This window comes from Vibrio sp. STUT-A16 (assembly GCF_026000495.1).
GTDB lineage: Bacteria > Pseudomonadota > Gammaproteobacteria > Enterobacterales > Vibrionaceae > Vibrio > Vibrio diabolicus.
This window is the reverse complement of record NZ_AP026766.1, coordinates 972,351-996,570: the sequence shown is the minus strand read 5'-3', so window position 1 is coordinate 996,570 and position 24,220 is coordinate 972,351. Positions and strand designations below refer to the sequence as shown.

The window sequence follows — 24,220 nt, the reverse complement described above, 5'->3', positions numbered from 1 at the left end:
ACTGAGCGAGGCCACCTTTTTCTAGGCTTAACCAGACGACGTAATTAGTGAGATAAAGTCGGTGAATTAGTTAACGCTAGCAATCAATAAAATCATCAATAAGAGTGTATCTGAATGTAAAAGTGGACATTAGATCATAATTTCTTAGTCTTAATGGCGGGATTGTTTGTTTTTGAGAAGGAAGGTTTCCACCATATTAAAAAAGGGAAGAAAAGTAGACCAATGACGGACTCAGCTCGCCGAAGGCGGAAAACAAGACAGGAACCAAAACTTTCATTTTGGGCTCGCCACCAATCCAAAGCCCTCAAAAGCGCATTTGCCGTTTTCGGGGTGGGTCTTTTGGCGTTTTTCAGCTATCAAATCCACCTATCCTATCAAGACCATATTGACCCGGAAAAAGTCTACGGCGAGTGGATTGAGATCGGCGCGCCACCCTACCAAACAGAACGTCTGACTTTCACAGAGGATGGGGTATATCGAAACCATCGACTCATCACGACAGAATTTGAATTCGATGGAAAGGTCATCACGTTGAACACTGGATTAGGAAAAACCGCGTACCAGATCTCGGGCTCTCACCTTTCACCTCAGATTCGCCGTATTGAGCCTCTTATTCCAGACCAACGATTCATCCGTAAGGGATTTGAGCATACCGTTCAAGGCTCAGAAACCGGAGCGGCTTCAAAACGTCGCGCTGCATTAAGTGAACATTTCAGCCGTGACTAGCACGTCTTCACGGCTATTTCTCCTTTCAATTATCTTTCTACTTCGATGAAACAAAACCTTAATAAACAATGAAATAAGGTATTCATCGCATTTATCCCACCCGATACTGAGTAAACAATAATTTTAGTTTCTGCTGAGATTTTATAAATTATTGACTCAGTCTGACACTTTCTGTGTAACAGAGTGCGAGTTTTAGTTAAGTTCTCTCAAGTGCCTCGAAAACCGTCTTAATTTTTTTTGACGAAAAAAAACTCTCTGAAATGCTGAGTGTGATGCTTTTGCACATGGAGTAAATCCAATCATCTTATCTGGTGCAAGAGCAGCCTATGTTCTAGGTAGAACATGAATCCAAGGATTGAGAGAGAAGTTATGATTCGATTTAACCTATGTGCAGCTGGCGTTGCTTTAGCACTATCAGGTGCTGCAGTTGCGGCTCCAACCGCGCCAAGTATCGATATGTACGGTTCCAACAACCTTCAGTTTTCTAAAATTGAACTCGCGATGGAAACCACGTCAGGCTACTACGACATGGTGAAATACCATGAGCAAGCGAAGATCACTGTTAAATTTAACCAGTGGAGTGGCACGCCAGGTGATACTTACAACGTCTATTTTGATGGTGCAAAAGTAGCAACCGGCCCAATCACTGGTAGCCAAACAACAGCGACATTTGAATATGGTCAGGGCGGCCTATACCAAATGGAAATCGAAGCGTGTGATGCGACAGGTTGTGCGAAAAGCGCACCAGCTGAAATCACGATTGCAGATACCGATGGTTCTCACTTGAAGCCACTGACGATGAACGTTGATCCAAACAACAAAACGTACAATACCGATCCAAGCGTCGTGATGGGTACGTATTTTGTTGAGTGGGGCATCTATGGTCGTGACTACACGGTCGATAACATGCCAGTCGACAACTTGACTCACATCCTTTACGGTTTTATCCCAATTTGTGGCCCAAATGAGTCTGTGAAGTCTGTTGGCGGCAACAGCTTCAATGCACTACAAACCGCTTGTACAGGCGTGCCTGACTACGAAGTCGTGATCCACGACCCTTGGGCCGCTTATCAGAAGAGCTTCCCACAAGCTGGTCATGAATACAGCACACCTATCAAGGGTAACTACGCAATGCTAATGGCATTGAAACAACGTAACCCTGATCTAAAAATCATCCCATCTATCGGTGGCTGGACATTGTCTGACCCATTCTTCGATTTCGTGGACAAGAAAAACCGAGACACATTCGTCGCATCGGTTAAGAAGTTCCTGAAAACTTGGAAATTCTACGACGGTGTTGATATCGACTGGGAATTCCCAGGTGGCGGCGGTGCAGCCGCGGATAAGGGTGACCCTGTAAACGATGGCCCTGCTTACATCGCACTGATGCGTGAATTGCGCGTAATGCTTGATGAATTAGAAGCTGAGACAGGCCGTACTTACGAGCTAACGTCAGCTATCGGTGTCGGTTACGACAAGATTGAAGACGTAGACTATGCAGATGCGGTTCAATACATGGACTACATCTTCGCGATGACTTACGACTTCTATGGCGGTTGGAACAACGTTCCTGGTCACCAGACTGCGCTTTACTGTGGTTCATTCATGCGCCCTGGTCAGTGTGACGGTAGTGGCGTAGATGAGAACGGCGAACCGTACAAAGGTCCTGCTTACACAGCAGATAACGGCATCCAGCTTCTTCTTGCTCAAGGCGTTCCTGCGAACAAGCTAGTACTTGGTACAGCAATGTACGGTCGTGGCTGGGAAGGCGTAACGCCAGATACGCTAACCGATCCAAATGACCCAATGACAGGTACTGCTACAGGTAAACTGAAGGGCAGTACAGCGCAAGGTGTTTGGGAAGATGGCGTAATTGACTACAAAGGCATTAAGTCATTCATGCTAGGTGCAAACAACACTGGCATTAACGGCTTCGAGTACGGCTATGATGCACAAGCAGAAGCACCATGGGTATGGAACCGCACTACGGGCGAGTTGATCACATTTGATGACCACCGCTCAGTGCTAGCAAAAGGTAGCTACGCTAAGTCTCTAGGTCTTGCGGGTCTATTCTCTTGGGAAATCGACGCGGATAACGGCGACATTCTCAACGCAATGCACGAAGGTATGGCTGGCGGTGTGGTTCCTCAACCAAACCGTAAACCAACCGCAGCTGCTGGCGCAGATCAATCTGTAACTGGCCCTGCAAGTGTGGTTCTAGATGGCAGCCTATCGAAAGACTCTGACGGCACTATCGCAAGCTACGCTTGGGAGCAAGTCTCTGGCACTGCAGTGGTACTAGCAGGCGCCAACACTGCGAAAGCAAGCTTTGATGCAGCAGAAGTTACCGTTGAGGAGCAATTAACTTTCAAGCTAACGGTGACTGACAACGAAGGTGCAACGGCATCTGACCTTGTTGTAGTAACTGTGAAGCCAGCAGGTGTGGTTGACCCAGCGAACAATGCGCCAGTAGCGCAAGTTGTTGCTCCAGCAACAGCAAACGCTGGTGACGTTGTGGTTGTAGATGCGTCAGCCTCTAGCGATGCAGACAACGATACTCTTACTTTCAACTGGACGCTGCCTCAAGGTTTGAACGCAACGGTTGAAGGTTCTAAAGTAACTTTCACTGCTGCTGAATATCCGCAAGACACTAGCCTAAGCTTTACCGTAAGTGTGAGCGACGGCAAAGCGTCTTCAACAGCAAGCGCAACTGTGGTTGTTGCACAGCATACCACCGATCCAAACCCAGGCACCTGTGACAACGCATGGGATGCAAGCGCGGTGTACACAGGCGGCAACCAAGTCACGCATGCGGGTAAAACTTGGGAAGCGAAATGGTGGACTCAGGGTGACGATCCTAGCCAATCTGGCGAATGGGGCGTTTGGAAAGAAGTTGGCGTAGCTAACTGTAACTAAGCCCAACCTTGCAGACTTTCTGTAAAGTTAACGATCAAAGGACAGCTTCGGCTGTCCTTTTTTGTTTTTATCTCATAATGAGAAAAGCGATACCATAGACGAAAAACAATCCGAGGTATTACTTTCAAATCTAATTAGCCCAAAACGGCTCGAGCCGATTAGTAAGAATGAATATTACCAAGCACGATCGAGTAAACGGTCAAAACTACTGAAGACTTGTGCACACTTCATCACTCGGCCATGGCCTTGACCTTGCGTTGTCACTAACTCAACATTTTCAATCTCTTCAGCGGCTTGTGCAGAAATACTGTACTTAGTGAACTTATCCTGCTCATCATGAACAATGATGGCTGGAGACGAGCGCTCAGCCAAACGCTTCAGCGGATCAATTGACTGTAATGGGTAACCAAATTGATCTTCAACTTCAGAAACTACGGCATTAAAAAGCTTCATCGAATAACCTGAACGCGCAATGCTACCGAATAGGTTCTCTACGTAATTCAATACCGGTGCAATAAGCAGTAAAGGCTTGTTTTCTAATTTGCTATGTCGGCACTCAAGAGCAGAAGCGGTGCCCATGCTGTGCCCAACTAGACCAACAATATCGTCTACCGTATCTAACACATCTTCTAACCCTTTGACAAAACCCGGAATGTGCCCATACTGCCCTTCACTCTCACCATGTGCTGGATGATCGTATGCCAAAGCGGTGAAACCTTTCGACGCAATATGTTCCATCAACGGATAAAACTGACTTGCGGTGCCAGACCAACCATGAGTTAACACCCAAATAGGTCCAGAGCCCAAAGTGTAGGTTTTGATAATGCCTGCATGCCCTTTAATTTCACCTTTGGCAAGTCCTTGAGGTTCGGTGTTTTTAGGTGCTGTGCGAGCAGGTGTCAGGAGCAACTTACGCGCGGTATTCTTTGCATGGGAAGGGGCCAGCGTATGGTGTAAACGCGTACTGATGTTAACCAAACTGCGCTTAATACTGAAACGTTGCGATGTATTAAAGTAAATTTTTTCACTCATGATTATGTCCTTAACTATCAGCTTCGCACAAAAAATAGAACGGTCGTGCTTTTTATACTGATAAGAAAGAGCGAACTCAGCCGCTCTTTATGATTTTATGTCTACAAATCTGGAAAGCGAATAACTGGTATCAGCCTTTCCAGCGAGAAAATAAGTTGTCGATCCCTTGCCAAAACAGGCGCAAGCTTTCTTCCTCACCTTTAATTGAGTAAAAAACATGCGCACTCAAATAAAGACCGTATAAATCAAACGTTGCTTGGCGTGTATCTAAGTCTGCTGCAAATTCTTGCTTCTCTTTGCCTTTCGTTATTTGGATCTCCAAATAGCTCAGCCAAGTGTCTATGGATTTACGCAGTCCAGCCTGAAGTGGGCAATCTTTATCTGCCGTGTCATTCCAAGCGTCTAGAAACATACAACTTCCTTGAAATGCGTGGTTCCAAGTCATCCAAGAGTCGAGCAACCCTCGAATTTTACGTTCGATATTGCCATCCCCTGCTTCACGAACAGGCTCAATAACTCGGGCGGCGAACACTTTATTGGCGTGCTCCAATACCGATAGTTGTAAATTCAACTTCGAATTGAAGTGGGCAAACAGACCACTTTTCGACATACCGCATTGCTTGGCTAACTCACCAATCGTAAGACTTTCTAATCCGTCTTCGCTGGCGATCTCAAAAGCCCGTTGCAGAATAAACTCTTTTGTCACTTTTCCTTTTTGCATAATCTTATTTTTAGCACGATCGTTCTTTTTTGCAATCTAGAGTTAACTGGTCTAACCATACATTAGTGTCATTTTCGACTCGCTAATCACGTATTGAGTTGGTTAATGGGTTAATAATTAAGAAGTTTGAAGTAAGTCTTAAATTTAAACACAGCTTCAGTGTAAGCGCGAGTCTGTTGACTTTTTCACGCATTAATTCAGCCACAACCTGCTACTTTCACCTAAGTTTTTTTATTTAGGTAAGTAATGTAATGGCAAAGAAACAAAAAATAGCCAGCTTAGAGTTTGCGCGTATTATTGCGATGTTTGCAATTATAGGATTGCACTGCCAGATGGCCCTGACATACTGGCAATGGGATGGAACACCGTGGGTTGGCTATATGCTCAACCAATTGGCTCGTTTTGCTGTGCCACTGTTTTTTCTCATTTCTGGTTATCTTATCCAGCCCAAGTTAAGCCGCGCACCTATCGAAACACTAAAAAACTACGCCAAACCACTGATGAAGGTTTGGCTCATTTGGAGCGTGATCAGTTTATTGATGCCATTCCAGTGGCAAACTGTCGCTGAGGCGGGGTATCTCGCCGAAAGGCAGGGCTACTGGGGCTACTTAATGTCGACCCCGTTCAATTCACTCGTCGAAGGCGGGCTCGTTCACCTGTGGTTTATTCCAGCTCTGGTCATTGCCGTTGCCTTAATTGCCTTCCTCGTGCATATCAATATGGCTCAATTGGTACTGCCAACCGCCGTATTGCTATACATATACGGCGTGTTTGCCGGCAGTTATTCGACCATTACCGATCTGCCAGCGCCTTTCTTTACTCGTAATGGGCCGTTTTTCAGTACTTTGCTGGTAACACTGGGTTATCTAGCACGAGAAGAACAGTGGCGATGGTCGCGAAACAATACGATTCGATGCATTCTTCTTGGTATGGCGCTGCATTTTGGTGAAGCTTATTGGCTAATGCAACACGAGGTCGCTTTTAATTCTCACGACTTCCTGTTTGGTACTGTTGTCTGGGCCCTGGGTGTCTTCACGTGGCTCTTAGTCCACCCACATTTTGGCGATATGCCTTGGGTATTCAAACTATCTCCTAGCGTGTTAGGCATTTATGTTAGCCATCTGCTTGTGATAATTATTATGATGAATGTCGCTGGATTTATCGGGTTGCAACACCTTGCGAAAGATGTGTTTATTTATCCTGCAACGATTGTCGCAACCATACTGCTTGTGAAAGCAATTGAGGCTTCACCGTTGAGAAAATGGCTGCTGCGCTAAATCCATTCAGCGCTCGATATAGTTAGCTCTAGCTCAAAAGGGTTAGAGCTAGCCAGTTAAAAATGAGATTTCTCTCTCACTGACCAATTTTTGACTTTCTAATCCTTCAGAATTTGCCGTCACTCACAAAAAACATTGTTCATTTCCTTTAAATTGGCTCGACTATTACAACATTGCTCATTAAACGGAGGCTGTATGTGGGCAGGTCAAGGACTCGTTCCTTTTTTAGAGATTAGCCATTGGTTAACTTACGGTTTGTATGCCGCTGTGGTTTTATTTGGCGCAGCAAGCATTGCGTCACTCAGAAAATAGTGGCGCACACTATCATTTCCTAACTCCTACTGTTAATTCGAGCTCTCTCACAACTAACTCATTAATTTGTGGCTAATATTTCTCCAACCAGACAAAGGAGAAATGTCTATGCCAATCTATCCAATTGTGGCTTTCTGCTGTTTGTTGTTCTCTAGCGCCACCTTTGCTGCCCCCACCAATGAACTGAACCTTGTTAATTCTGGTGTCGGTTACGCGGCTCTCATTATCTTTTCGATTGCTTACATACTGGTTATGTTGGAAGAGTATCTGAAAATGAGAAAATCCAAGCCTGTGCTGCTCGCTGCAGGGTTAATTTGGATTCTGATTGGCTACACCTTTGCTCAACACAACCAGCCTGAAATCGCCAAATCCGCACTAGAGCACAACTTGTTGGAATACGCGGAACTGCTGCTGTTTTTGTTAGTAGCGATGACTTACATCAATGCTATGGAAGAGCGCAAACTCTTCGATGCCTTACAGGCGTGGATGGTCGGCAAAGGCTTTGGCTTCAAAAAGCTGTTTTGGCTGACGGGGTTTCTCGCCTTTATTATTTCACCGATTGCCGATAACTTAACCACAGCCCTCTTGATGTGCGCTGTAGTGATGAAAGTCTCTGGTGATAATCCTAGATTCGTGAATCTTGCTTGTATCAACATTGTTATCGCCGCCAACGCTGGCGGTGCATTCAGCCCATTTGGTGACATTACGACCCTGATGGTGTGGCAAGCCGGACATGTCAGCTTTGCTGAATTCATCCCGTTATTCGTCCCGTCACTGGTGAACTATTTGGTTCCTGCATTTTTGATGTCACTCTTTGTTCCAAGCACCAAACCGAATACGATTCACCAACACGTAGAACTGAAACGCGGCGCGAGACGTATTGTCGCACTATTTATTCTGACGATTGCCACCGCAGTCTCTTTCCACGCTTTGCTGCACTTCCCACCCGTTATGGGCATGATGATGGGCTTGGCCTACTTACAATTTTTCGGCTACTTCTTACGCCAAACACTCAAACACTCCTTGGCAAAAAAAGCGGCCATGGCAATTGCCAATGGCGACGATCACGCATTAAAACGCTTAGGTTCAGTCGTTCCGTTTGACGTGTTCCACCGTGTATCTCGCGCAGAATGGGATACCTTGCTGTTCTTCTACGGCGTAGTGATGTGTGTCGGCGGTTTGAGCTTACTTGGCTATCTCGAACTGGTTTCAAACGTCATGTACAACCAATGGAACCCTGTCTGGGCCAACGTGATGGTTGGTGTTCTATCTGCCATCGTCGATAACATTCCGGTTATGTTTGCTGTACTGACTATGGAACCAAGCATGTCGATGGGGAACTGGTTACTTGTCACATTGACTGCGGGTGTGGGGGGCAGCTTGCTTTCAATTGGCTCTGCGGCAGGTGTCGCATTAATGGGAGCCGCGCGTGGTCAATATACCTTCTTTGGCCACCTAAAATGGGCTCCCGTCATCGCCTTGGGTTATGCCGCCAGTATTGCAGTGCATTTGTGGATGAATAGCGGTTTATTTACCTAAGCACCGCAACTCACGTTCTTCACTTGCTATGCGGCCTAACGGTCTGATGGGTGGTTAACGCCATCCATCACTTCGATAGTTCCCAATTCATATGGGTTGACGCCCTCTAAACAGCCGACATTGTAGCCATACTCACTCGGGTCAGAGCGACGCTGATGGTGCGTATAAATACCGCATTCGCCACAGAAAAAGTGCTTCGCTGTGCAAGTGTTAAATTGATACAGCTTCAAAACGTCTTCGCCTTGCACGATACGAATACCATTCAGAGGCACAGATGCCACAATCGCGCCGCGACGTCGACACATGGAGCAATCACATCGTCTCGGCTTCTCAATACCATTAGGTAATGCAAGTTCCAGCTCAACTTTTCCGCAGTGACAACTCAGTCGATGTAATGCGGTGATTTGGGTAGTGCCGACTTTCTTAATCATAACTTTTCCTTGTTGTTTTTCTACCTGTGTACATTATGTTAAACAGGCTAGCATCAGCACAATCTTGTCCAAAAACTCGACATTCATCACTTTTCGCGACATTTTATTGGCCGATTTGTTAGTTGCTATTTTGGCAACTGTTTATCTCGTTGAATGGACGTGTTGTCTCCGGCGAGGTTTTTAAACCAAGGAAAAAATTTTATGGATAAAGATCATAGCCTAAGAGAGAACCTCTTGGCTCTGACGCTCGGCAGTGCGTTAGTGTCGCTTGGGGTAATATTTTTCAGCAAAGTAGGATTGCTCACCGGCGGTACGGCTGGTTTGGCGATCTTCCTTACCAAAGTGAGTGACTTCAGCTTTGGTCAGATATTTTTCGCTCTCAACCTCCCTTTTTATATTTTGTCTGTAATGCGCATGGGATGGCGCTTCACCATTAATACCTTCATTGCGGTCTCGATTGTTTCTTTTGCGGTCGATCATCTGCACCATGTGATTGAAATTTCACGAATCGAACCTTTTTATGCAGCACTTCTAGGTGGTGGGTTAATTGGAATAGGTATGTTGGTGATTTTCCGTCACAAGATGAGTTTAGGCGGTTTTAACATTCTAGCGTTGTACCTTCAGGAACGTTTTGGGATTCGAGCTGGTAAAGTTCAGATGGCGCTCGATTGTGCCATCGTAGTGATGTCGCTGTTCATTGTGGATGTGCACCTTATCGCTCTATCCGTCCTAGGTGCCGTGGCGACAAACTTGATTTTGGCGATGAACCATAAACCAGGACGATACCAGGCAAAAGCGCAAATAGCTTAATCAACATCGTGTAATGAGTGAACTTACAAAATATGAGCCCCGAGCCATTCGCTCGGGGCTTTTTTATTCAACGTTGAGAGCATGTCAACGAACTCGTTGTGCAGTATTGCTGCATCCCCACATCCACTTGAGCTTTATATTTCTGGCTAAGATGGAAGTGCACTTGCATCAGCAAATCATGCGCATGGAACAGCTCAAACGCGTCACCACCATTTTGCTGACAAATGGCTTCGCAGCGCTCGGCATGCTGCTTGGCTTGTCCGGCTTCACCCGCTTTGAGTAAACTCATCGCTAAGCGATACTCAGCACGTTCTTCTTGCATCCAACCACCCGCCACTTTCCAGTAATCCAACGCGAGCTTCGCCGCTTCTAGCATCCTCGATTTTTCCACATCCGTGCGCTCAGCCAGCGCTTCATACTGGCACGCCAAGTTGTTTGCTGTGATTGCGATAGAGCGCGCTAGCGGCCCTTCAGCATCTTGTGGTGTCATACCTAGCGCGGCTTTCGCCAGCCATTGGCTCGCCAGTTCAAGCTGAGCAAGCGCAGACAGTTCATTCGAAATCAAAGCGTAAACTCGTCGTTGGTCTTGCTCTTCCAATAATTCCATATTGTCAGTGCCATCTACGAAGTAGCGCGCAATGGCAATATTGCGTTGCAATGCCGAACTCTCGGCAACCTTGCGTTCATCAAAGCGCTCTAAACAAGCAAGAAACGGTTCTGGACGCTGGAGGTGTCCAATCGCGGTGTGCAGCATCAATGCGAATATTCGCTCGATGTGGTTAACGTTTTCCACCTCACTCAGAGACGTTTCCAATTGAGCATAAGTTTGTTCGGGCTGTGTTTCGTGATGCTGCCAACACTCACTCATGAATGCATCAAAATCCGTTTTGAAAGGCATGTCCTTATTATCCTTTTTCTATTCGTATAACGAATATGAAACTCTACACTATCGTTTCCCCTGTGTAGCACGCTTAATCACAATATGAGAATCGCCTCACTTAAAGTGGTGTACCTTGCTCCAACGAAAGTAAACGTTGCTTGCGCTCTACTCCACCAGCATACCCTGTCAATTTACCGCTTTTGCCAATAACGCGATGACAAGGCACCACGATAGAAATAGGGTTTTTTCCGTTTGCCAACCCAACAGCGCGCACAGCTTTAGGGTTGCCAATCGCGTTGGCGAGATCTTGATAGCTCCACGTCTCGCCGTATGGAATGGTCGTTAGTGCCTGCCAAACTTGATTTTGAAAATCCGTGCCTGTAGCCGCCAAAGGCAGCTCAAATTCATAACGTAGGCCAGAAAAATATTCATTCAACTGGGTAACAGCTTGGCGCAAAATCGGGTGTTGATCGTCTCGCGCTCCCAGTTCACTCGGCTTAGTGGTGCATGTTTCAAACCAAATGCCAAGCAAGCCCTCAGCGTTAGATTGGATGGTCACCGTTCCTAATAGGCTCGGCATTTCGGTATAAAATGTTTTCATGATTGATTCCATAAGTGAAACGTCGCGTAGCTTCCCCAAGGGGCCGCAGTGTGCGTATTCAGTGATGGGTAACGCTGCATCGCCTTTTTCACCACTAAGTCTTTATCTAAAAAGCAATCGGGTTGAGATTGCCCTCGCAGTTGAGCATAACTGACTGTCCAAGGTCCAATGCCTTTCAAAGCAAGCCACTGCTGGGGGTCGGCTTCTGAGTTGTCCTGCATGAACTGGGCGAAGCGCACTAGCGTCTCTTTACGGCTTTGCGGCATGCGCAAAAAGCTCACGTCGGTATTCGCTATCGCATCTGGTGTCGGGAAAAAGCGTTTTTCTGACTCTCCACTAAGTGTGGTCACCAATAAGTTAAGTTGACCAATCGCCGCTTTAACCGACACTTGTTGGCCTAAAATCGCTCGAACTCCAGCCTCCCATGCATTCCATACACCAGGAATCCGAATACCTTTACTCGACACAAGCCCTGGTGCGACATAATCCAAATGCTGCTCGACAGTACAAATATCGGCGTCGAGATCGAACATACGACGAATGTCAGACACCAAGTTTTGCAGCTTCGTTACATCTTCAATTTCAAACGCTAGCTCTAGGTACCCTTCACCTTTGGTCGCTTTAAACCATGCTTTACTGGTATCCAGACAAACGTTGCGCTGATAACTCTCATCACTCACCAGCTCAACCCCCTCAATCGCTCGTAAACGGTAGAAGTTCAGCATGTGCTGCCAATTCAATTCACCTCGATAAGGCAAGGCAATTCGATTGCTACCCATACCGTCAAACTCTTTGCGACGGACTTGAGAAGGCGTCAGTTTGAGAAACTTTTGGAAAGCATCGTTAAAGCGGCGTGTACTGTTAAAACCAGACGCAAACCCCACTTCGGTGACCGACATAGAACTGGAATGAAGCAACTGTTTGGCGAACATTAATTGTTGATATTGCGCATACTGCTTGGGTGACATGCCTAGATACTGCTCAAACAACATACGTAAGTAGCGATCCGAAATCCCAACACGCTCTGCTAGCTCAGACACCGAGTGGTGATGCAGTTCCCCTCGATCAATTAACGAAATCGCTCGTTGAAAGGTCGTTTCTACGCCTTTCCATGCCCAAGAACCCGGCGCGCTATCAGGTCGACAGCGCAAACAAGGACGGTACCCCGCTTGGAGAGCTTGCGCTTTATCGGTGAAGTACTCTACATTTTCTTCTTTAGGTAAATTAGCCGGACAAATTGGGCGACAAAAGATCCCCGTTGTTTTCACTGCCACATAAAATCGCCCATCAAAACGGCTGTCTCGCGCGACTCGCGCCTTATGACACTGCTCGAAAGTCAGTGAGGTATGGGGGCGAATAAACATAGTGCTTTCCTTGCTCATGCCTTTTGTCATTTATTGTTCATAGGCATCGTTCAATATAGTGTTATTGTAGCTTGCTTAAGCGCCTACCATTAGCCATTTTCGGAACTCAATATTGAGATTTATTGGCATTAGCGCTTTTGTACACTAAAGTTAGATTCAGAACATCACAACAACGTCGGCTAAAGGGAATTGGCATGGACTTACACACTTGCGTAATTGTACTAAGAAACCAAAAGGTTATTACCAGTAAATCCGTAGATCATTCAATTGGAATTATCGAACGAGACTCAGATAACGAGATCTCAGAAATTCAAATTAATGCCACGGATGGACGTAATATTCGAACCTATCACTACAACAATGTAGAGGAGTCACTAGAGAGCTTAATGAACCTCTGACGGTTTTCTTTAACACACCTTTCTCCCTTGTTAATAGCGAAAGCAATAGAGCACAGCAACCTGTGCTCTTTTTTTGTTTAACAGCAAAAATGTTTATCGAAAATAATGATGGAACCTGATTTAAAACACGACAAAACTGGCATAAAAAAACTCATAAAAAACACTCAAGCAACTGATTAAAAATAACAAAAAACCGTTATTCAATTTTTTAGAACGAGTTTATCAAAATACTCCCGTTATTTTTATTCTCACCGCCACCTAAACTGTTCTCAACAGCACGGGAGCACACGCTTCCCACTCATTGAAAAGAGTCAGAGGACAGAATCATGAAAGCACTATTACAGAAAATCACCACTTCAAACGCAGGTTACAGCGCACTATCACTTCGCATTCCAATCGGCATTATCTTTATGGCGCACGGCGCACAAAAACTGTTTGGTTGGTTTGGTGGCTATGGGTTAGAAGGTACAGGTCAGTGGATGGCATCCATCGGTTTAGGTCCTGGCGTGCTAATGGCATTCCTTGCTGGCAGCGCAGAGTTCTTTGGCGGCTTGTTCATCTTGCTTGGCCTACTAACTCGCCCAGCAGCCGTTGCTTTAGCGTTCACGATGGTGGTAGCGATATTCTCTGTCCACTTTGAAAACGGTTTGTTCATGGCAAACAACGGTTACGAGTTTGGCTTAGCTTTACTGGCAGCAAGTGTTTCACTGGCGTTTTCTGGCGCAGGTAAAGCAGCATTAGATAACTTCTTAAACAAAAAGCTCTCTTAAGGAGGCTCTATGATTACGGTAAGACATGCAGCAGACCGAGGTCGAGCAAACTTTGGCTGGCTTGATAGCAAACATACGTTTTCTTTCGGTAGCTATTACGATCCACAACATATGGGCTTTTCTGAATTGAGAGTCATCAATGACGATGTAGTCCAACCTGGCGCAGGTTTTGATACACATGGCCATCGTGATATGGAGATCATCAGCTATGTGCTGGAAGGTGTTATCGCACACAAAGACAGCGAAGGTAACGTGAAAACATTACCTGCTGGGGAATTCCAACTCATGTCGGCAGGGAAAGGGATTTACCACAGTGAGTACAATGCGTCGAACCACGACACGCTGCGCTTTCTACAAATTTGGATTCAGCCAAATACATTTGGAACCAAGCCAGGTTATCAGCAAAAAGACTTTGGTCGCACGCCTGGACTAACAACTATCGCGACTCCAACAGGAGAAAACGGTACGCTACTTATTAAGCAAGATGCCACATTACATCAGTTAATTCTTGAACCAAATAGCGAACTTAACTTTGAGATAGAATCGGGTAGAAACTTATTCGTTCACCAAGTAACGGGAAGCCTTAGCATCGACAATACCACCTTGACGGCGGGAGACGGCGCGAAGGTCGAACAGCAAAGTAAGGTTGTTTTACGCAATACATCGAACGAGAGCACAACCGCCCTGCTATTTGACTTGCCATAACTATCGATTCATCGAGATAAAAAGAAAGCCGCCTGGATTTTCCAAGGCGGCTTTTTAATTTCTCTGACTTTTCACTCAACGCTATTCGTCGGAAGTGCCGGAACCAATTTGCTGAAAACTGTAAGCCGTCAGTGGATCAATCTCTTTGACAATTTCTTCCACTTGCTTAATCGCGTCTACAGACGAGCTAGCTTTACGATAGCTCAAATAGATAGGGCGACACCAATCTTCTACGCCAGACACCTTGTGAAGCTGCCCATTGGCGATAAAGGGCTCTACCAGAGAGATGGGTAAGTAAGCGGCACCGCCCTTCTCTAAAATAAAGTCCAATGCTATACGCGCTGTTGAGGTGCGCAGATACGGAGCCGGGATCTTAGGGTGACGTTCAGAATGTTCTGATGAGAAGCGCGTTCCCCAATCCACATACACGTATTTGTTTTCAAAAACGGTGTCTAAAGAGTCTTTCTCAGTCGATACCAGAACGAGAACAACATCGGCCACTTTTTTGCAGTTAAGCTCATCAGCTTTGATTTGGTCGAACGCAAATGCCATATCTAACGTGCGCTCTAGCAAGCTGCGACTGAGCATTTCCCGCCCCATCACTTCTGCCATGAAGCCATAGCCTCCAAATGAATCCGTGACGACACTTAAACAGTTCTGCAAGTAGGCGTCCCAAATATTTGGCGTACCGCCTAACGTTAATTGCAGCGCTTTGCCATCTTCAAGCGATAACTCTAGCTTCGCTTGTTGCAATGTGGTGACCATCACCTCTGCATAACTGATTAAGCGCTCACCTGCAGAGGTCAACTTTATGTTATTTCGATCACGAATAAACAATTGCGTATCGAAGTAACTTTCCAATTGTTTGATACGTGCGCTCACTGCAGCTTGGGTAATATAAAGATTCTCAGCGGCGCGTCCGAAGTGACGAACCCTTGCCAGCTCTAAAAATGTTCGAAAGACTTTTACATCCATAAACCATCTCCTGGTTAATATAAAACCAGATTAACAACTAATTAAAATCATGACGACAAAAAAGTTTTGTTTTTCTTTTGTTAGCTTTACGCCTAATTTTCGCCGTAGTTCACTACATTCATCAATAACGGTTACAGAGGCTGTTGACATGTCTGACACTGAATTCCGTCATGGCAAAAAACGTTTTTACGACAACGTAAAATTCCCACGCGGCTTTGCAAAGTCTGGCGATTTTACTCTCTCGGAAGAGGAAATCCTAACAATTTATGGGGATACTATGCTTGGCTTAGAGTCAGGCGAACTAACACCTGAAAATAGCGAAGAGAAACACTTCATCAAGGTGCTAGAAAACCCAGGCAAAGCAAAAACAAAACTTGAGCGTACGTGGCTAAAGTACACCCAACTTGCTCGTGGTCGCAAGCGCTTCCACACGCTAAATGGTCGTAATAAGCCTGACGCGACAGAAGATTACATTGAAGAGAGTTTGGTCGAAGACGATTAATAACCAAATAAACTAATTCTCGCCTTTTTCTAGCAGTAGGCAGTAGGCGAAAGCTCGTTTGGTTTGACTGAGCGAGCAAAAACAAGCTCATTTCTTCTCCTAAAGCCCAAGGGCGCGTTCTCCCAAGGGCTTTTTTAGTATTTAGTGCTAGTCTACTTTGCAAGCATCGCGATCTTTTTCAAAAAGCTCTCTTTCAAGTGCTCTTGGTCGTACTCCAATTGATAGGTATTGTGGAAGCCAACCTTTAGCTCAACACCATTCCCTCGTAAGAAAACGTTGTACCCGTCGTAATCGGAAAACGCTTCTACACCTTCATACATTTTGCCAAATTCGGTTGGTGTACCGTTGTTCATCACACATTCGTAAGCCTGTAGTACTTTGCTCGGATCTAACTCATTTTTCATACCGAATTCCTCACTGGTTTACACATTTCAATTATGGTTAAGGAATGAGCGTCGTGCCATGTCCATCCCATAATATTTGAAGTTCGTGTGCGATTTCACACTCTGTAGGTTGTTAAAAAACAAGGTTAAGTGCGAAGACAGAACTTAATTTAGATCATAAATTTTATCTATCAATTCGTCAGTTTCATAATGCAATTTCTTTGTAAAAAATCGGCTTATAAAAGCATTTAGATATAAAAACAGTCGATAAAATCAACACTGGTTAAATAAAAAGCAAAATTTTGACCTAAAACAATAGCAGTTCGTCATTACTTATTTTATAATGCGAATTAATGTTTCGGTACATCGTAAATTCCAATAACTAGGGGCACAAAATGAGACTTATCCCGTTAACTCGAGCAGCACAAGTAGGTAAGTGGGCAGCTGCGCATATCGCTAAGCGTATCAACGACTTTAAACCTACTGCTGAGCGTCCATTCGTTCTGGGTCTACCAACTGGTGGCACTCCTCTAGCAACCTACAAAGCCCTAATCGAGCTTTACCAAGCCGGCGAAGTGAGCTTCAAAAACGTCGTGACTTTCAACATGGATGAGTACATTGGCATCCCTGCAGATCACCCAGAGTCTTACCGCTCGTTCATGTACAACAACTTCTTTAATCACATTGATATCCAAGAAGAAAACATCAACCTACTGAACGGTAACACTGACGATCACGACGCAGAATGTAAGCGTTACGAAGACAAAATTAAGTCTTACGGCAAGATCAACCTGTTCATGGGCGGCGTGGGTAACGACGGTCACATCGCGTTCAACGAGCCAGCGTCATCTCTGTCTTCTCGTACTCGCATCAAAACACTGACTGAAGACACTCGCATTGCGAACTCTCGCTTCTTTGACGGCGATATCAACCAAGTGCCTAAATACGCACTGACTATCGGTGTGGGTACACTGCTAGACGCAGAAGAAGTGATGATTCTGGTAACAGGTCATAACAAAGCTCAAGCACTTGAAGCAGCAGTAGAAGGTTGTGTAAACCACCTATGGACGGTTTCTGCACTTCAACTTCACCCTAAAGCAGTGATCGTATGTGACGAGCCAGCTCAACAAGAACTGAAAGTGAAGACAGTGAAGTACTTCTCGGAGCTAGAAGCGGAAAACATCAAAGGTTTTTAATCCATAGAATGACAGCCTAGATGCACGCTAAAAATACGAAACCCGTGATCAATCACGGGTTTTTTCTTATCTGAACAGCGGGCTTAAGTCGTTAATAAGCTTTAATACCAAACTGACGAAGACGCTTAGGCAGCACTTCATCTAACTTGTCTAGTTCACTCGGTTCGACTTCGATAAGGTTAAAATGATGCTGCTCATAAACAGTACGAATGGTCTCACGGTCAGCCTCAGCCATCTCCCCAGTATCACTTCCCCAAAACTGTAAATAGACTTTACCGCCTGGCAAATAAAAATCACTGGTGACATCTTGGTCAATCGGCAGCTGACGTTCATAAGCGTGCACCACACCAGCCAAGTACAGCCAGTTGTCGATGAGCAACTCCCCCTTAGAGCGCACGTAATGCCCATCTAATGTTCGGTGTTTGGCTTCAAACTTTTGGCGAAAGCTTGAGTACGATTTATCCGTGGAGTGTGACTCCGCATCTTGCCCTAAAAATTCAATGACAGACTGCTTAAGATGCTTATTACGCAGCACCACATCGTGCCATACGACAAAGGTATTTTGTGTCTCTTTATCGGTTCTTTGCTGGCCACCAGCGCGTATACCAGCTTCAGTGACCCTCCAACCTTCTTCAGATTTGGCGATCCACCCCAACTCACTCAACAGTTGGTTCATGCGCTTCGCATTCAGTTTCAGCTTTTCACCCAGCAGCGTGGCGCTTAATGTTTTCCCTGAGCTGGAAGTCAGCTCAATATGTAAATTGGTCGGCCAGACGATGAACTGGCCAAATTTAGGGTGATCCACATACTCGCCGCCAAACTTGGCGCCTTCTTCCGTCAGAATCCATTTTTCGTCTTGGCGAACAATGTAGCCAGCACGTTTGAGATCGGCAAACAACAGCTTGGCTTCAACCTTGCGCATTTTCGCTAATGCCGACGTCGATATTTTTTCAGACATGTGGGTACCTCATGCTGCTGTAAAACTGAACACTATGTCATCATAGTAACGTATTGATTTCACGGCTTGAAGTCAGAGAAACAAGATTTCGTGTTACAAATAACAAAGCCAATCTCAAGGGACTGGCTTTGTTATGTTAAGCTGAAAGAAGCGGGGCTATTTAATAAAAGCAATGCAGCCTTGCAAAATCACTAAGTTCACAATGTCGATGAAGAATGCACCGACAATTGGTACTACCATAAATGCTTGTGGTGATGGACCATAACGACTCACGATAGAGCCCATATTCATGACCGCAGTCGGTGTGGCACCTAAACCGAAACCACAATGTCCACTGGCGATCACCGCGGCATCGTAATTACTGCCCATCATGCGGAATGTTACGTAATAAGTGAACACCGCGAGTACGGCAGACTGAATGGCAAGAATAATAAGGAATGGGATCGCAAGATCAAAGATATTCCACAATTTCAAGCTCATCAGAGCCATGGCAAGGAACAGCGATAGCGAAACCGTACCAAGAATATCAACGGTTTCTAAATCAACCTTGCGCACCTTGGTCACTTCCATGATGTTGGTGATGACAACACCAATAAACAGCGCATAAACAAAATCTGGGATCATCAACCACTTGATGCCAAAACTGCTCACCCAACTCTCCAGATAGCTCGCGCCTGTCACGCAAAGCAAAATAATGGATAAGCTTTCTACAACTCTTTTCGCCGTGACACGATCTTCTTCATGTTCGTTATAGGTCACCAATTCAGGGAAACTCTGATGGCTTTGGTTGGTGCGTCCGTATTCCGATTCTAAGTTGTGCTTGTTGAGTAACTTTTGCGCGACAGGGCTGCCAATAATCCCGCCCATGACCAAGCCAAACGTAGCAGAAGCCATCGCCACTTCTAGGACATTGTGCAAACCATACATTTCTTGAAAAGTTTGCGACCACGCCGCACCAGTTCCATGTCCGCCAGAAAGCGTAATAGAGCCGGCGATCAACCCCATGAGTGGATCTAACCCCAATGCGGTTGCTAAGGATACGCCGACCGCATTTTGGATAAGAATGTAGACCGATGCCACAACAAGGAAGATGAAAACCTTCGCACCGCCTTTAATAAGTTGGGTGTAATTCGCGGCTAAGCCAACGGTTGCAAAAAACATCAGCATAAAGGTGTTTTGCAGTGGCAAATCAAATGATACATCCACACCATTTAAGTGCATCGTCGTGATCACGCAAGCCACGACTAGACCACCAACAATTGGCTCTGGGATATTGAATTTCTTTAAGGTTGGTAATTTGGTGTTAATGAACTGCCCTAAAAATAACACGCAAATTGCGACGAGAAACGACTCTTGTGGGCCGATAGATATTACCTGATTCATGAGACCTCTTTACTCTCCTCTTTCTCATTCATTGAGCAAGCGCTCAACGTGAGATAGGTGCCTAAGTCAATCAGATTGCCTCTCGAACCTTTTGTTTTCTAGGGTGTATTTGCCACAAATTCTCATCAAGTAAGAAATGGATGCACCCAAAATCCCACTGATTATCATTATATGAGAATACCAATACCAAGCTGGTGGTAAATACCTTGATTGGATTAGAAAAATAACACTTCTCAACTTATGAGAAGTGTCTAATTTATGTTCACAATAAAGTCTTCAAAATAGCTATCACATAGGTAGATATTTAGGGAAAGCGAAGGCTGGAACATACGCTTAATTTTAAATTATTACTTTCTCTCTGGCACACTAGGTGTTATACCTATATATAACACCATTTCAGCCAAGAGATTCACTCATGACCAATTGGCATGATCGCCAACCGATTTTTCGACAGTTGGCTGACCAGATCACTCAACAAATACTGCAAGGTATCTGGCAAGAAGGCGATGCTCTACCCTCAGTTCGTAGCATCTCTGCGGATATGAAAATTAACCACCTCACCGTCATGAAAGGCTATCAATTGCTTGTTGATGAGGGGTTAGTAGAGAAAAAACGCGGTCAAGGTATGTTTGTCGCTTCAGGGGCAAAGCTCAAATTGCTCGCAGACGAGAAGGCACGTTTTCTTCAACAACAAATTCCGCAGATAGCCGGCACAATACAGCGTCTGGATATGTCACTCGACGAATTCATTCAACAACTAAAACCACACTTGAAAGGTGACCAATGAGCGCATTAGTCAGTGTAAACAACGTCTCCAAGCAATATCAGCAACAAGGAGAAGCACTGCATGAAGTGAGTTTCGACCTACATGCAGGACAAGTACTTGGCTTACTCGGCCATAATGGCGCAGGTAAATCAACGCTTATTAATGCCCTACTCGGCGCACATGAATATCAAGGCACTGTTCGTATCAACGGATTTGAACCCATTATGCAACGCGACAAAATAATGCGGAGCTTATCCTATATCTCGGATGTGAACGTTCTGCCAGATTGGATGACTGTCGCTCAACTGCTTAACTATACCGAAGGCGTGCATCCAGGGTTCAATCGCGCTCAAGCAGATACGCTGCTTCGTCAAACGGACATCAAACCTCGTGCGCGCATCAAATCTTTATCCAAAGGGATGAAGGTGCAATTGCACCTCGCGATTGTAATCGCGACTAACACCCAAATCCTCATATTGGATGAACCGACACTCGGGTTAGATCTCGTGTATCGTGATACGTTTTATCGTCACTTGTTGGAATGGTTTCACGACGGCGAACGCGTGTTGATCATCGCCAGTCATGAAGTATCAGAGATTGAGCACTTACTGACTGATGTGCTGATTCTCAAGCATGGCCGCCCTGTACTACAAACCTCGATGGACAGTATCAGTGAAGACTATTTCATTCTTGAAGCCAACGACGAGCACTGCACACAAATTGAAGCGATGAACCCACTCTCGTCACAAAAAGGCCTCGGTTCAACGAAATGGTTACTCAAAGCCCAGTATGCCCAACAAGCAGAAACAATGGGGGCCATCCATGGGGTGAAGTTAGCGGATCTATTTTTAGCATTGCAGAAGGAGGCAGCGTAATGCGTTCAGTTGTCGCGATGTTGCAAAAAGAGTGGTTAGAAAACCCTCTTGTTTTACGTATTCCACTGTTTGTGTTGGCATGTGGACTTATCCTCTTTGTCAGTTTAATGAGTAACGACACACTACAACACAATATGTTTTTTCAAATGAGCTTTGGTGGTGATGTTAGTGACATTCACAAAGAGCTTGGTGACGATGTAAACATGTTGATTACCGGCGGGGCGGGACTGCTGTCTATCTTGTTAGCCGTTCAATACTTCCCGAGAACACTGCGCAAAGAACGTGCGGAGGGCAGTATTATGTTTTGGCGTAGTATGCCGGTCAGCGATATAAAAACTCACTTAGTGAAGCTAGGGTTTGGCTTATTGGTGATTCCGCTCGTTTGCTCGGCGCTTGTGCTCGCAGCAGATTTGATGTTGTGGTTGCTGAACATCTCTACCGATCACCAATTGGCTTTATTGTACCGCCAAGCCTCGTTAGGTTGCGTGCTGCTGCATTGGGGAGAGTTTTTAATCAGAATATTGTTCGCCGGTATTCTACTGTTACCGCTGGCATTAACCGCAATGGCTATTTCTCAGAAAGTGAATTCACCACTGGTCATTTTGTTTATCGCCATTTATGCGCTGCGCTGGATGCCAATCGCACTATTTGGCTATTACGGCCTAGATCAGTTCTTCTCCGAAGTGCTTTACCTTCCACTGCACGCCATTGTTGCACCAAGCCCATTTAATGCAATTCCTCAGGCGGGCTGGTTAAACGTTGGCATTTACGCTTTCATCGGCGTTCTTGGTTGGACAGCTAGTCTCAAGTTCAGCCGAACCATTCAATAATCCGTCGTTCGATAAACGGCCAAAATCGAGCCATAAAAAAACGGTCACAACCTGTGTTGTGACCGTTTTTATTTCGACCTTAGGAGATCATGAACTTAAATTTAACCAAGGAATGAAATGTAACCTTGTAAAATGATTAAGTTAACGATGTCGATAAAGAAAGCCCCCACAATTGGCACCACCATAAATGCCTGCGGCGACGGGCCAAATCGGTTAACGATAGAGCCCATGTTCATCACGGCTGTTGGGGTTGCCCCCAAGCCAAAACCACAGTGACCCCCCGCAATAACCGCAGCGTCGTAATTGCGTCCCATCACTTTGAACGTAACGTAGTAAGTGAAGATAGCTAAGACCACAGACTGCACAGCCAAAATGACCAAGAATGGAATCGCTAAGTCAAAGATATTCCATAACTTCAAGCTCATTAATGCCATCGCCAAGAACAATGACAAAGAAACGGTACCGAGCATATCGACAGTTTCTGCATCTAACTTACGAAGCTTGGTCACCTCTAAGAAGTTCGTGATGATCACACCAATGAACAGCGCATATACAAAGTCTGGAATCATCAACCATGAGATTTCATACGTGCTGACCCATTGCTCAACATACTTCGCACCCGTAACACAGATCAGTAGGAAGAAGAGTTTCTCCACCACTTTTTTCGCCGTTACTTTATCTTCTTCGTATTCGTTGTAGGTCACCAACTCAGGGAATTTTTCGTGAGTTTTGGCATCTCGACCACCACGACCATACTCCGATTCAATGCTGTTTTTTTCTACGAGGCGCTGTGCCACTGGGCTACCAATGATACCGCCGATGATCAAACCAAAAGTGGCTGATGCCATCGCTATTTCCAAAACGTTATCCAATCCATACACGTCTTGGAAGGTTTGTGACCACGCTGCACCTGTACCATGGCCACCAGACAGAGTAATCGAGCCAGCAATTAACCCCATCAAAGGATCTAAACCGAGCGCCGCCGCGAGTGAAACGCCAACGCCGTTTTGTATGATGATGTAAAACGATGCGACAGCTAAGAAGATAAAAACCTTCGCACCTCCTTTCATCAACTGAGTGTAATTTGCGGCCAAACCAACCGTCGCAAAAAACATTAACATAAACGTATTTTGTAACGGCAAATCGAACTCCAAGTCGATGCCGTTGAAATGAAGAGCAGTAATCATGCAGGCCACAATAAGGCCACCTACAATCGGCTCAGGTATGTTGAACTTCTTTAAAATCGGTAGCTTAGCATTAATAAAATGCCCCAGGAAAAGCACACTGATTGCGACCAAGAAGGACTCCAGTGCACCTACAGATATTAAATGATTCATATCGCCTCTTATTATTGTTCTCTTCATCCTCCGTAATGATCGAGTGTTAATTTAACCTTCATTCAATAGCAAATGTTCTCGCTTTACTGTTTCGAAAATACTCAAAAGTTGGTGTAGATGCGCCTTAGGCTAGTTTAAGGGACGCTCCTTTAGCGATGTGTCAGTTTTCCGCTGTTAGCCAGCCCTTAAATGTGAAAGGAGCCGATATAGCTCCTTCAAATGCCCCCTCGCAATACCTGTGCGTGACTGCTTGGGGTATAGTGTTGTGAGTAAATTCTGGGTGACACTTTCTGAACCACGTTGGGCTCCCTTACTTAAACAGAATGTGTCAATTACTATCAAACAAAGTTCCTTCCCGTTGTAACCTCTAAACGCCGAGATCGCGTTCAAAACAATTGGGTTTGCTTGTTCCTGTCGTAGTTTTTTAACTCTGGCTCATGGTGTGTAAACGAACCGAATCCAAGGAAATTCTCAAGCTGCAACAAACGTTTTCGTCACAACGGAGCCGGATTATAACATATTGCTGATAATTT

24 protein-coding genes are annotated in these 24,220 nt (G+C 45.3%); 13 read left to right on the top strand and 11 right to left on the bottom strand.

The genetic code is table 11. The features are described 5' to 3' along the window. Positions 1 to 222: 222 nt before the first annotated feature. Positions 223 to 726 carry a DUF2850 domain-containing protein gene (locus OO778_RS20920; protein WP_041853152.1) on the top strand — a complete coding sequence of 168 codons (504 nt, stop codon included), beginning with the start codon at positions 223 to 225 and terminating at the stop codon, positions 724 to 726. A 369-nt stretch (positions 727 to 1,095) separates the two neighbouring features. Continuing rightward, positions 1,096 to 3,642, top strand: a complete 2,547-nt coding sequence (locus OO778_RS20915; protein WP_074190253.1) for a glycosyl hydrolase family 18 protein — start codon at positions 1,096 to 1,098, stop codon at positions 3,640 to 3,642. Positions 3,643 to 3,816: 174 nt separating this feature from the next. Here the strand turns inward: OO778_RS20915 and OO778_RS20910 are convergent, their stop codons facing one another. After that, on the bottom strand, positions 3,817 to 4,674 hold the full coding sequence (locus OO778_RS20910) for an alpha/beta fold hydrolase (protein WP_074190254.1): 858 nt from the start codon (positions 4,672 to 4,674) through the stop codon (positions 3,817 to 3,819). 130 nt (positions 4,675 to 4,804) lie between these two features. Then, on the bottom strand, positions 4,805 to 5,395 hold the full coding sequence (locus tag OO778_RS20905; protein ID WP_005392013.1) for a TetR/AcrR family transcriptional regulator: 591 nt from the start codon (positions 5,393 to 5,395) through the stop codon (positions 4,805 to 4,807). Positions 5,396 to 5,646: 251 nt separating this feature from the next. Between OO778_RS20905 and OO778_RS20900 the strand changes: the two genes are divergently transcribed. Then, positions 5,647 to 6,672, top strand: coding sequence for an acyltransferase family protein (locus OO778_RS20900; protein WP_074190255.1), 1,026 nt, complete (start codon positions 5,647 to 5,649; stop codon positions 6,670 to 6,672). A gap of 420 nt (positions 6,673 to 7,092) precedes the next feature. Next, positions 7,093 to 8,523: a sodium:proton antiporter NhaD gene (nhaD, locus tag OO778_RS20895; RefSeq protein ID WP_104970337.1), complete on the top strand. Its 1,431-nt coding sequence runs from the start codon at positions 7,093 to 7,095 to the stop codon at positions 8,521 to 8,523. Between the two features lie 35 nt (positions 8,524 to 8,558). Here nhaD and OO778_RS20890 read toward each other — a convergent pair whose 3' ends face one another. Continuing rightward, positions 8,559 to 8,954: a GFA family protein gene (locus OO778_RS20890; protein ID WP_074190257.1), complete on the bottom strand. Its 396-nt coding sequence runs from the start codon at positions 8,952 to 8,954 to the stop codon at positions 8,559 to 8,561. Positions 8,955 to 9,155: 201 nt separating this feature from the next. Here OO778_RS20890 and OO778_RS20885 point away from each other — a divergent pair, with 201 nt between their 5' ends. After that, on the top strand, positions 9,156 to 9,764 hold the full coding sequence (locus OO778_RS20885; RefSeq protein WP_006740933.1) for a YitT family protein: 609 nt from the start codon (positions 9,156 to 9,158) through the stop codon (positions 9,762 to 9,764). A gap of 67 nt (positions 9,765 to 9,831) precedes the next feature. On the opposite strand, the gene OO778_RS20880 is transcribed toward OO778_RS20885, so the two are convergent. The 3 genes from OO778_RS20880 to OO778_RS20870 all read right to left on the bottom strand — a co-directional run bounded on the left by OO778_RS20880 (position 9,832) and on the right by OO778_RS20870 (position 12,609). Further along, entirely contained in the window at positions 9,832 to 10,662 is an 831-nt protein-coding gene (locus OO778_RS20880; RefSeq protein WP_264911425.1) for a hypothetical protein, read from the bottom strand. A gap of 100 nt (positions 10,663 to 10,762) precedes the next feature. Continuing rightward, entirely contained in the window at positions 10,763 to 11,245 is a 483-nt protein-coding gene (locus OO778_RS20875; RefSeq protein WP_264911424.1) for a methylated-DNA--[protein]-cysteine S-methyltransferase, read from the bottom strand. After that, on the bottom strand, positions 11,242 to 12,609 hold the full coding sequence (locus OO778_RS20870) for an AlkA N-terminal domain-containing protein (RefSeq protein WP_264911423.1): 1,368 nt from the start codon (positions 12,607 to 12,609) through the stop codon (positions 11,242 to 11,244). Before OO778_RS20870 ends, OO778_RS20875 begins: the two co-directional genes overlap by 4 nt. A gap of 194 nt (positions 12,610 to 12,803) precedes the next feature. On the opposite strand from OO778_RS20870, the gene OO778_RS20865 reads away from it, so the two are divergent. The 3 genes from OO778_RS20865 to OO778_RS20855 all read left to right on the top strand — a co-directional run bounded on the left by OO778_RS20865 (position 12,804) and on the right by OO778_RS20855 (position 14,482). Next, positions 12,804 to 13,007, top strand: a complete 204-nt coding sequence (locus OO778_RS20865; RefSeq protein ID WP_017633816.1) for a hypothetical protein — start codon at positions 12,804 to 12,806, stop codon at positions 13,005 to 13,007. Positions 13,008 to 13,333: 326 nt separating this feature from the next. After that, entirely contained in the window at positions 13,334 to 13,777 is a 444-nt protein-coding gene (locus OO778_RS20860; protein WP_006740929.1) for a DoxX family protein, read from the top strand. Between the two features lie 9 nt (positions 13,778 to 13,786). Beyond that, a complete protein-coding gene (locus OO778_RS20855) occupies positions 13,787 to 14,482 on the top strand; it encodes a pirin family protein (RefSeq protein WP_104970341.1) in 696 nt (231 codons plus the stop codon). An 81-nt stretch (positions 14,483 to 14,563) separates the two neighbouring features. Here OO778_RS20855 and OO778_RS20850 read toward each other — a convergent pair whose 3' ends face one another. Beyond that, a complete protein-coding gene (locus OO778_RS20850) occupies positions 14,564 to 15,457 on the bottom strand; it encodes a LysR family transcriptional regulator (protein WP_005374436.1) in 894 nt (297 codons plus the stop codon). 148 nt (positions 15,458 to 15,605) lie between these two features. Here OO778_RS20850 and OO778_RS20845 point away from each other — a divergent pair, with 148 nt between their 5' ends. After that, entirely contained in the window at positions 15,606 to 15,959 is a 354-nt protein-coding gene (locus OO778_RS20845; protein ID WP_005392041.1) for a DUF413 domain-containing protein, read from the top strand. Positions 15,960 to 16,111: 152 nt separating this feature from the next. Here the strand turns inward: OO778_RS20845 and OO778_RS20840 are convergent, their stop codons facing one another. Then, a complete protein-coding gene (locus OO778_RS20840; protein WP_005392042.1) occupies positions 16,112 to 16,363 on the bottom strand; it encodes a DUF3081 domain-containing protein in 252 nt (83 codons plus the stop codon). Positions 16,364 to 16,737: 374 nt separating this feature from the next. Here OO778_RS20840 and nagB point away from each other — a divergent pair, with 374 nt between their 5' ends. Further along, the gene (gene nagB, locus OO778_RS20835) at positions 16,738 to 17,538 is read left to right on the top strand and encodes a glucosamine-6-phosphate deaminase (RefSeq protein WP_006740926.1); all 801 of its coding nucleotides are present in this window, start codon (positions 16,738 to 16,740) and stop codon (positions 17,536 to 17,538) included. A 91-nt stretch (positions 17,539 to 17,629) separates the two neighbouring features. On the opposite strand, the gene OO778_RS20830 is transcribed toward nagB, so the two are convergent. Both OO778_RS20830 and gltS (OO778_RS20825) read right to left on the bottom strand, forming a co-directional pair. Next, positions 17,630 to 18,496, bottom strand: a complete 867-nt coding sequence (locus OO778_RS20830; RefSeq protein ID WP_264911421.1) for a glycerol kinase — start codon at positions 18,494 to 18,496, stop codon at positions 17,630 to 17,632. A 156-nt stretch (positions 18,497 to 18,652) separates the two neighbouring features. Further along, a complete protein-coding gene (gene gltS, locus OO778_RS20825) occupies positions 18,653 to 19,879 on the bottom strand; it encodes a sodium/glutamate symporter (protein WP_006740924.1) in 1,227 nt (408 codons plus the stop codon). 415 nt (positions 19,880 to 20,294) lie between these two features. Between gltS (OO778_RS20825) and OO778_RS20820 the strand changes: the two genes are divergently transcribed. The 3 genes from OO778_RS20820 to OO778_RS20810 are packed head-to-tail and all read left to right on the top strand — an operon-like array spanning position 20,295 to position 22,350. Further along, entirely contained in the window at positions 20,295 to 20,666 is a 372-nt protein-coding gene (locus tag OO778_RS20820) for a GntR family transcriptional regulator (RefSeq protein WP_085344466.1), read from the top strand. After that, positions 20,663 to 21,520, top strand: coding sequence for an ABC transporter ATP-binding protein (locus OO778_RS20815; protein ID WP_264911420.1), 858 nt, complete (start codon positions 20,663 to 20,665; stop codon positions 21,518 to 21,520). Before OO778_RS20820 ends, OO778_RS20815 begins: the two co-directional genes overlap by 4 nt. Then, on the top strand, positions 21,520 to 22,350 hold the full coding sequence (locus tag OO778_RS20810; RefSeq protein ID WP_264911419.1) for a hypothetical protein: 831 nt from the start codon (positions 21,520 to 21,522) through the stop codon (positions 22,348 to 22,350). The genes OO778_RS20815 and OO778_RS20810 overlap by 1 nt, the downstream gene beginning before the upstream one ends. A gap of 101 nt (positions 22,351 to 22,451) precedes the next feature. On the opposite strand, the gene gltS (OO778_RS20805) is transcribed toward OO778_RS20810, so the two are convergent. Then, positions 22,452 to 23,687: a sodium/glutamate symporter gene (gene gltS / locus OO778_RS20805; RefSeq protein WP_006740921.1), complete on the bottom strand. Its 1,236-nt coding sequence runs from the start codon at positions 23,685 to 23,687 to the stop codon at positions 22,452 to 22,454. Positions 23,688 to 24,220 lie beyond the last annotated feature (533 nt).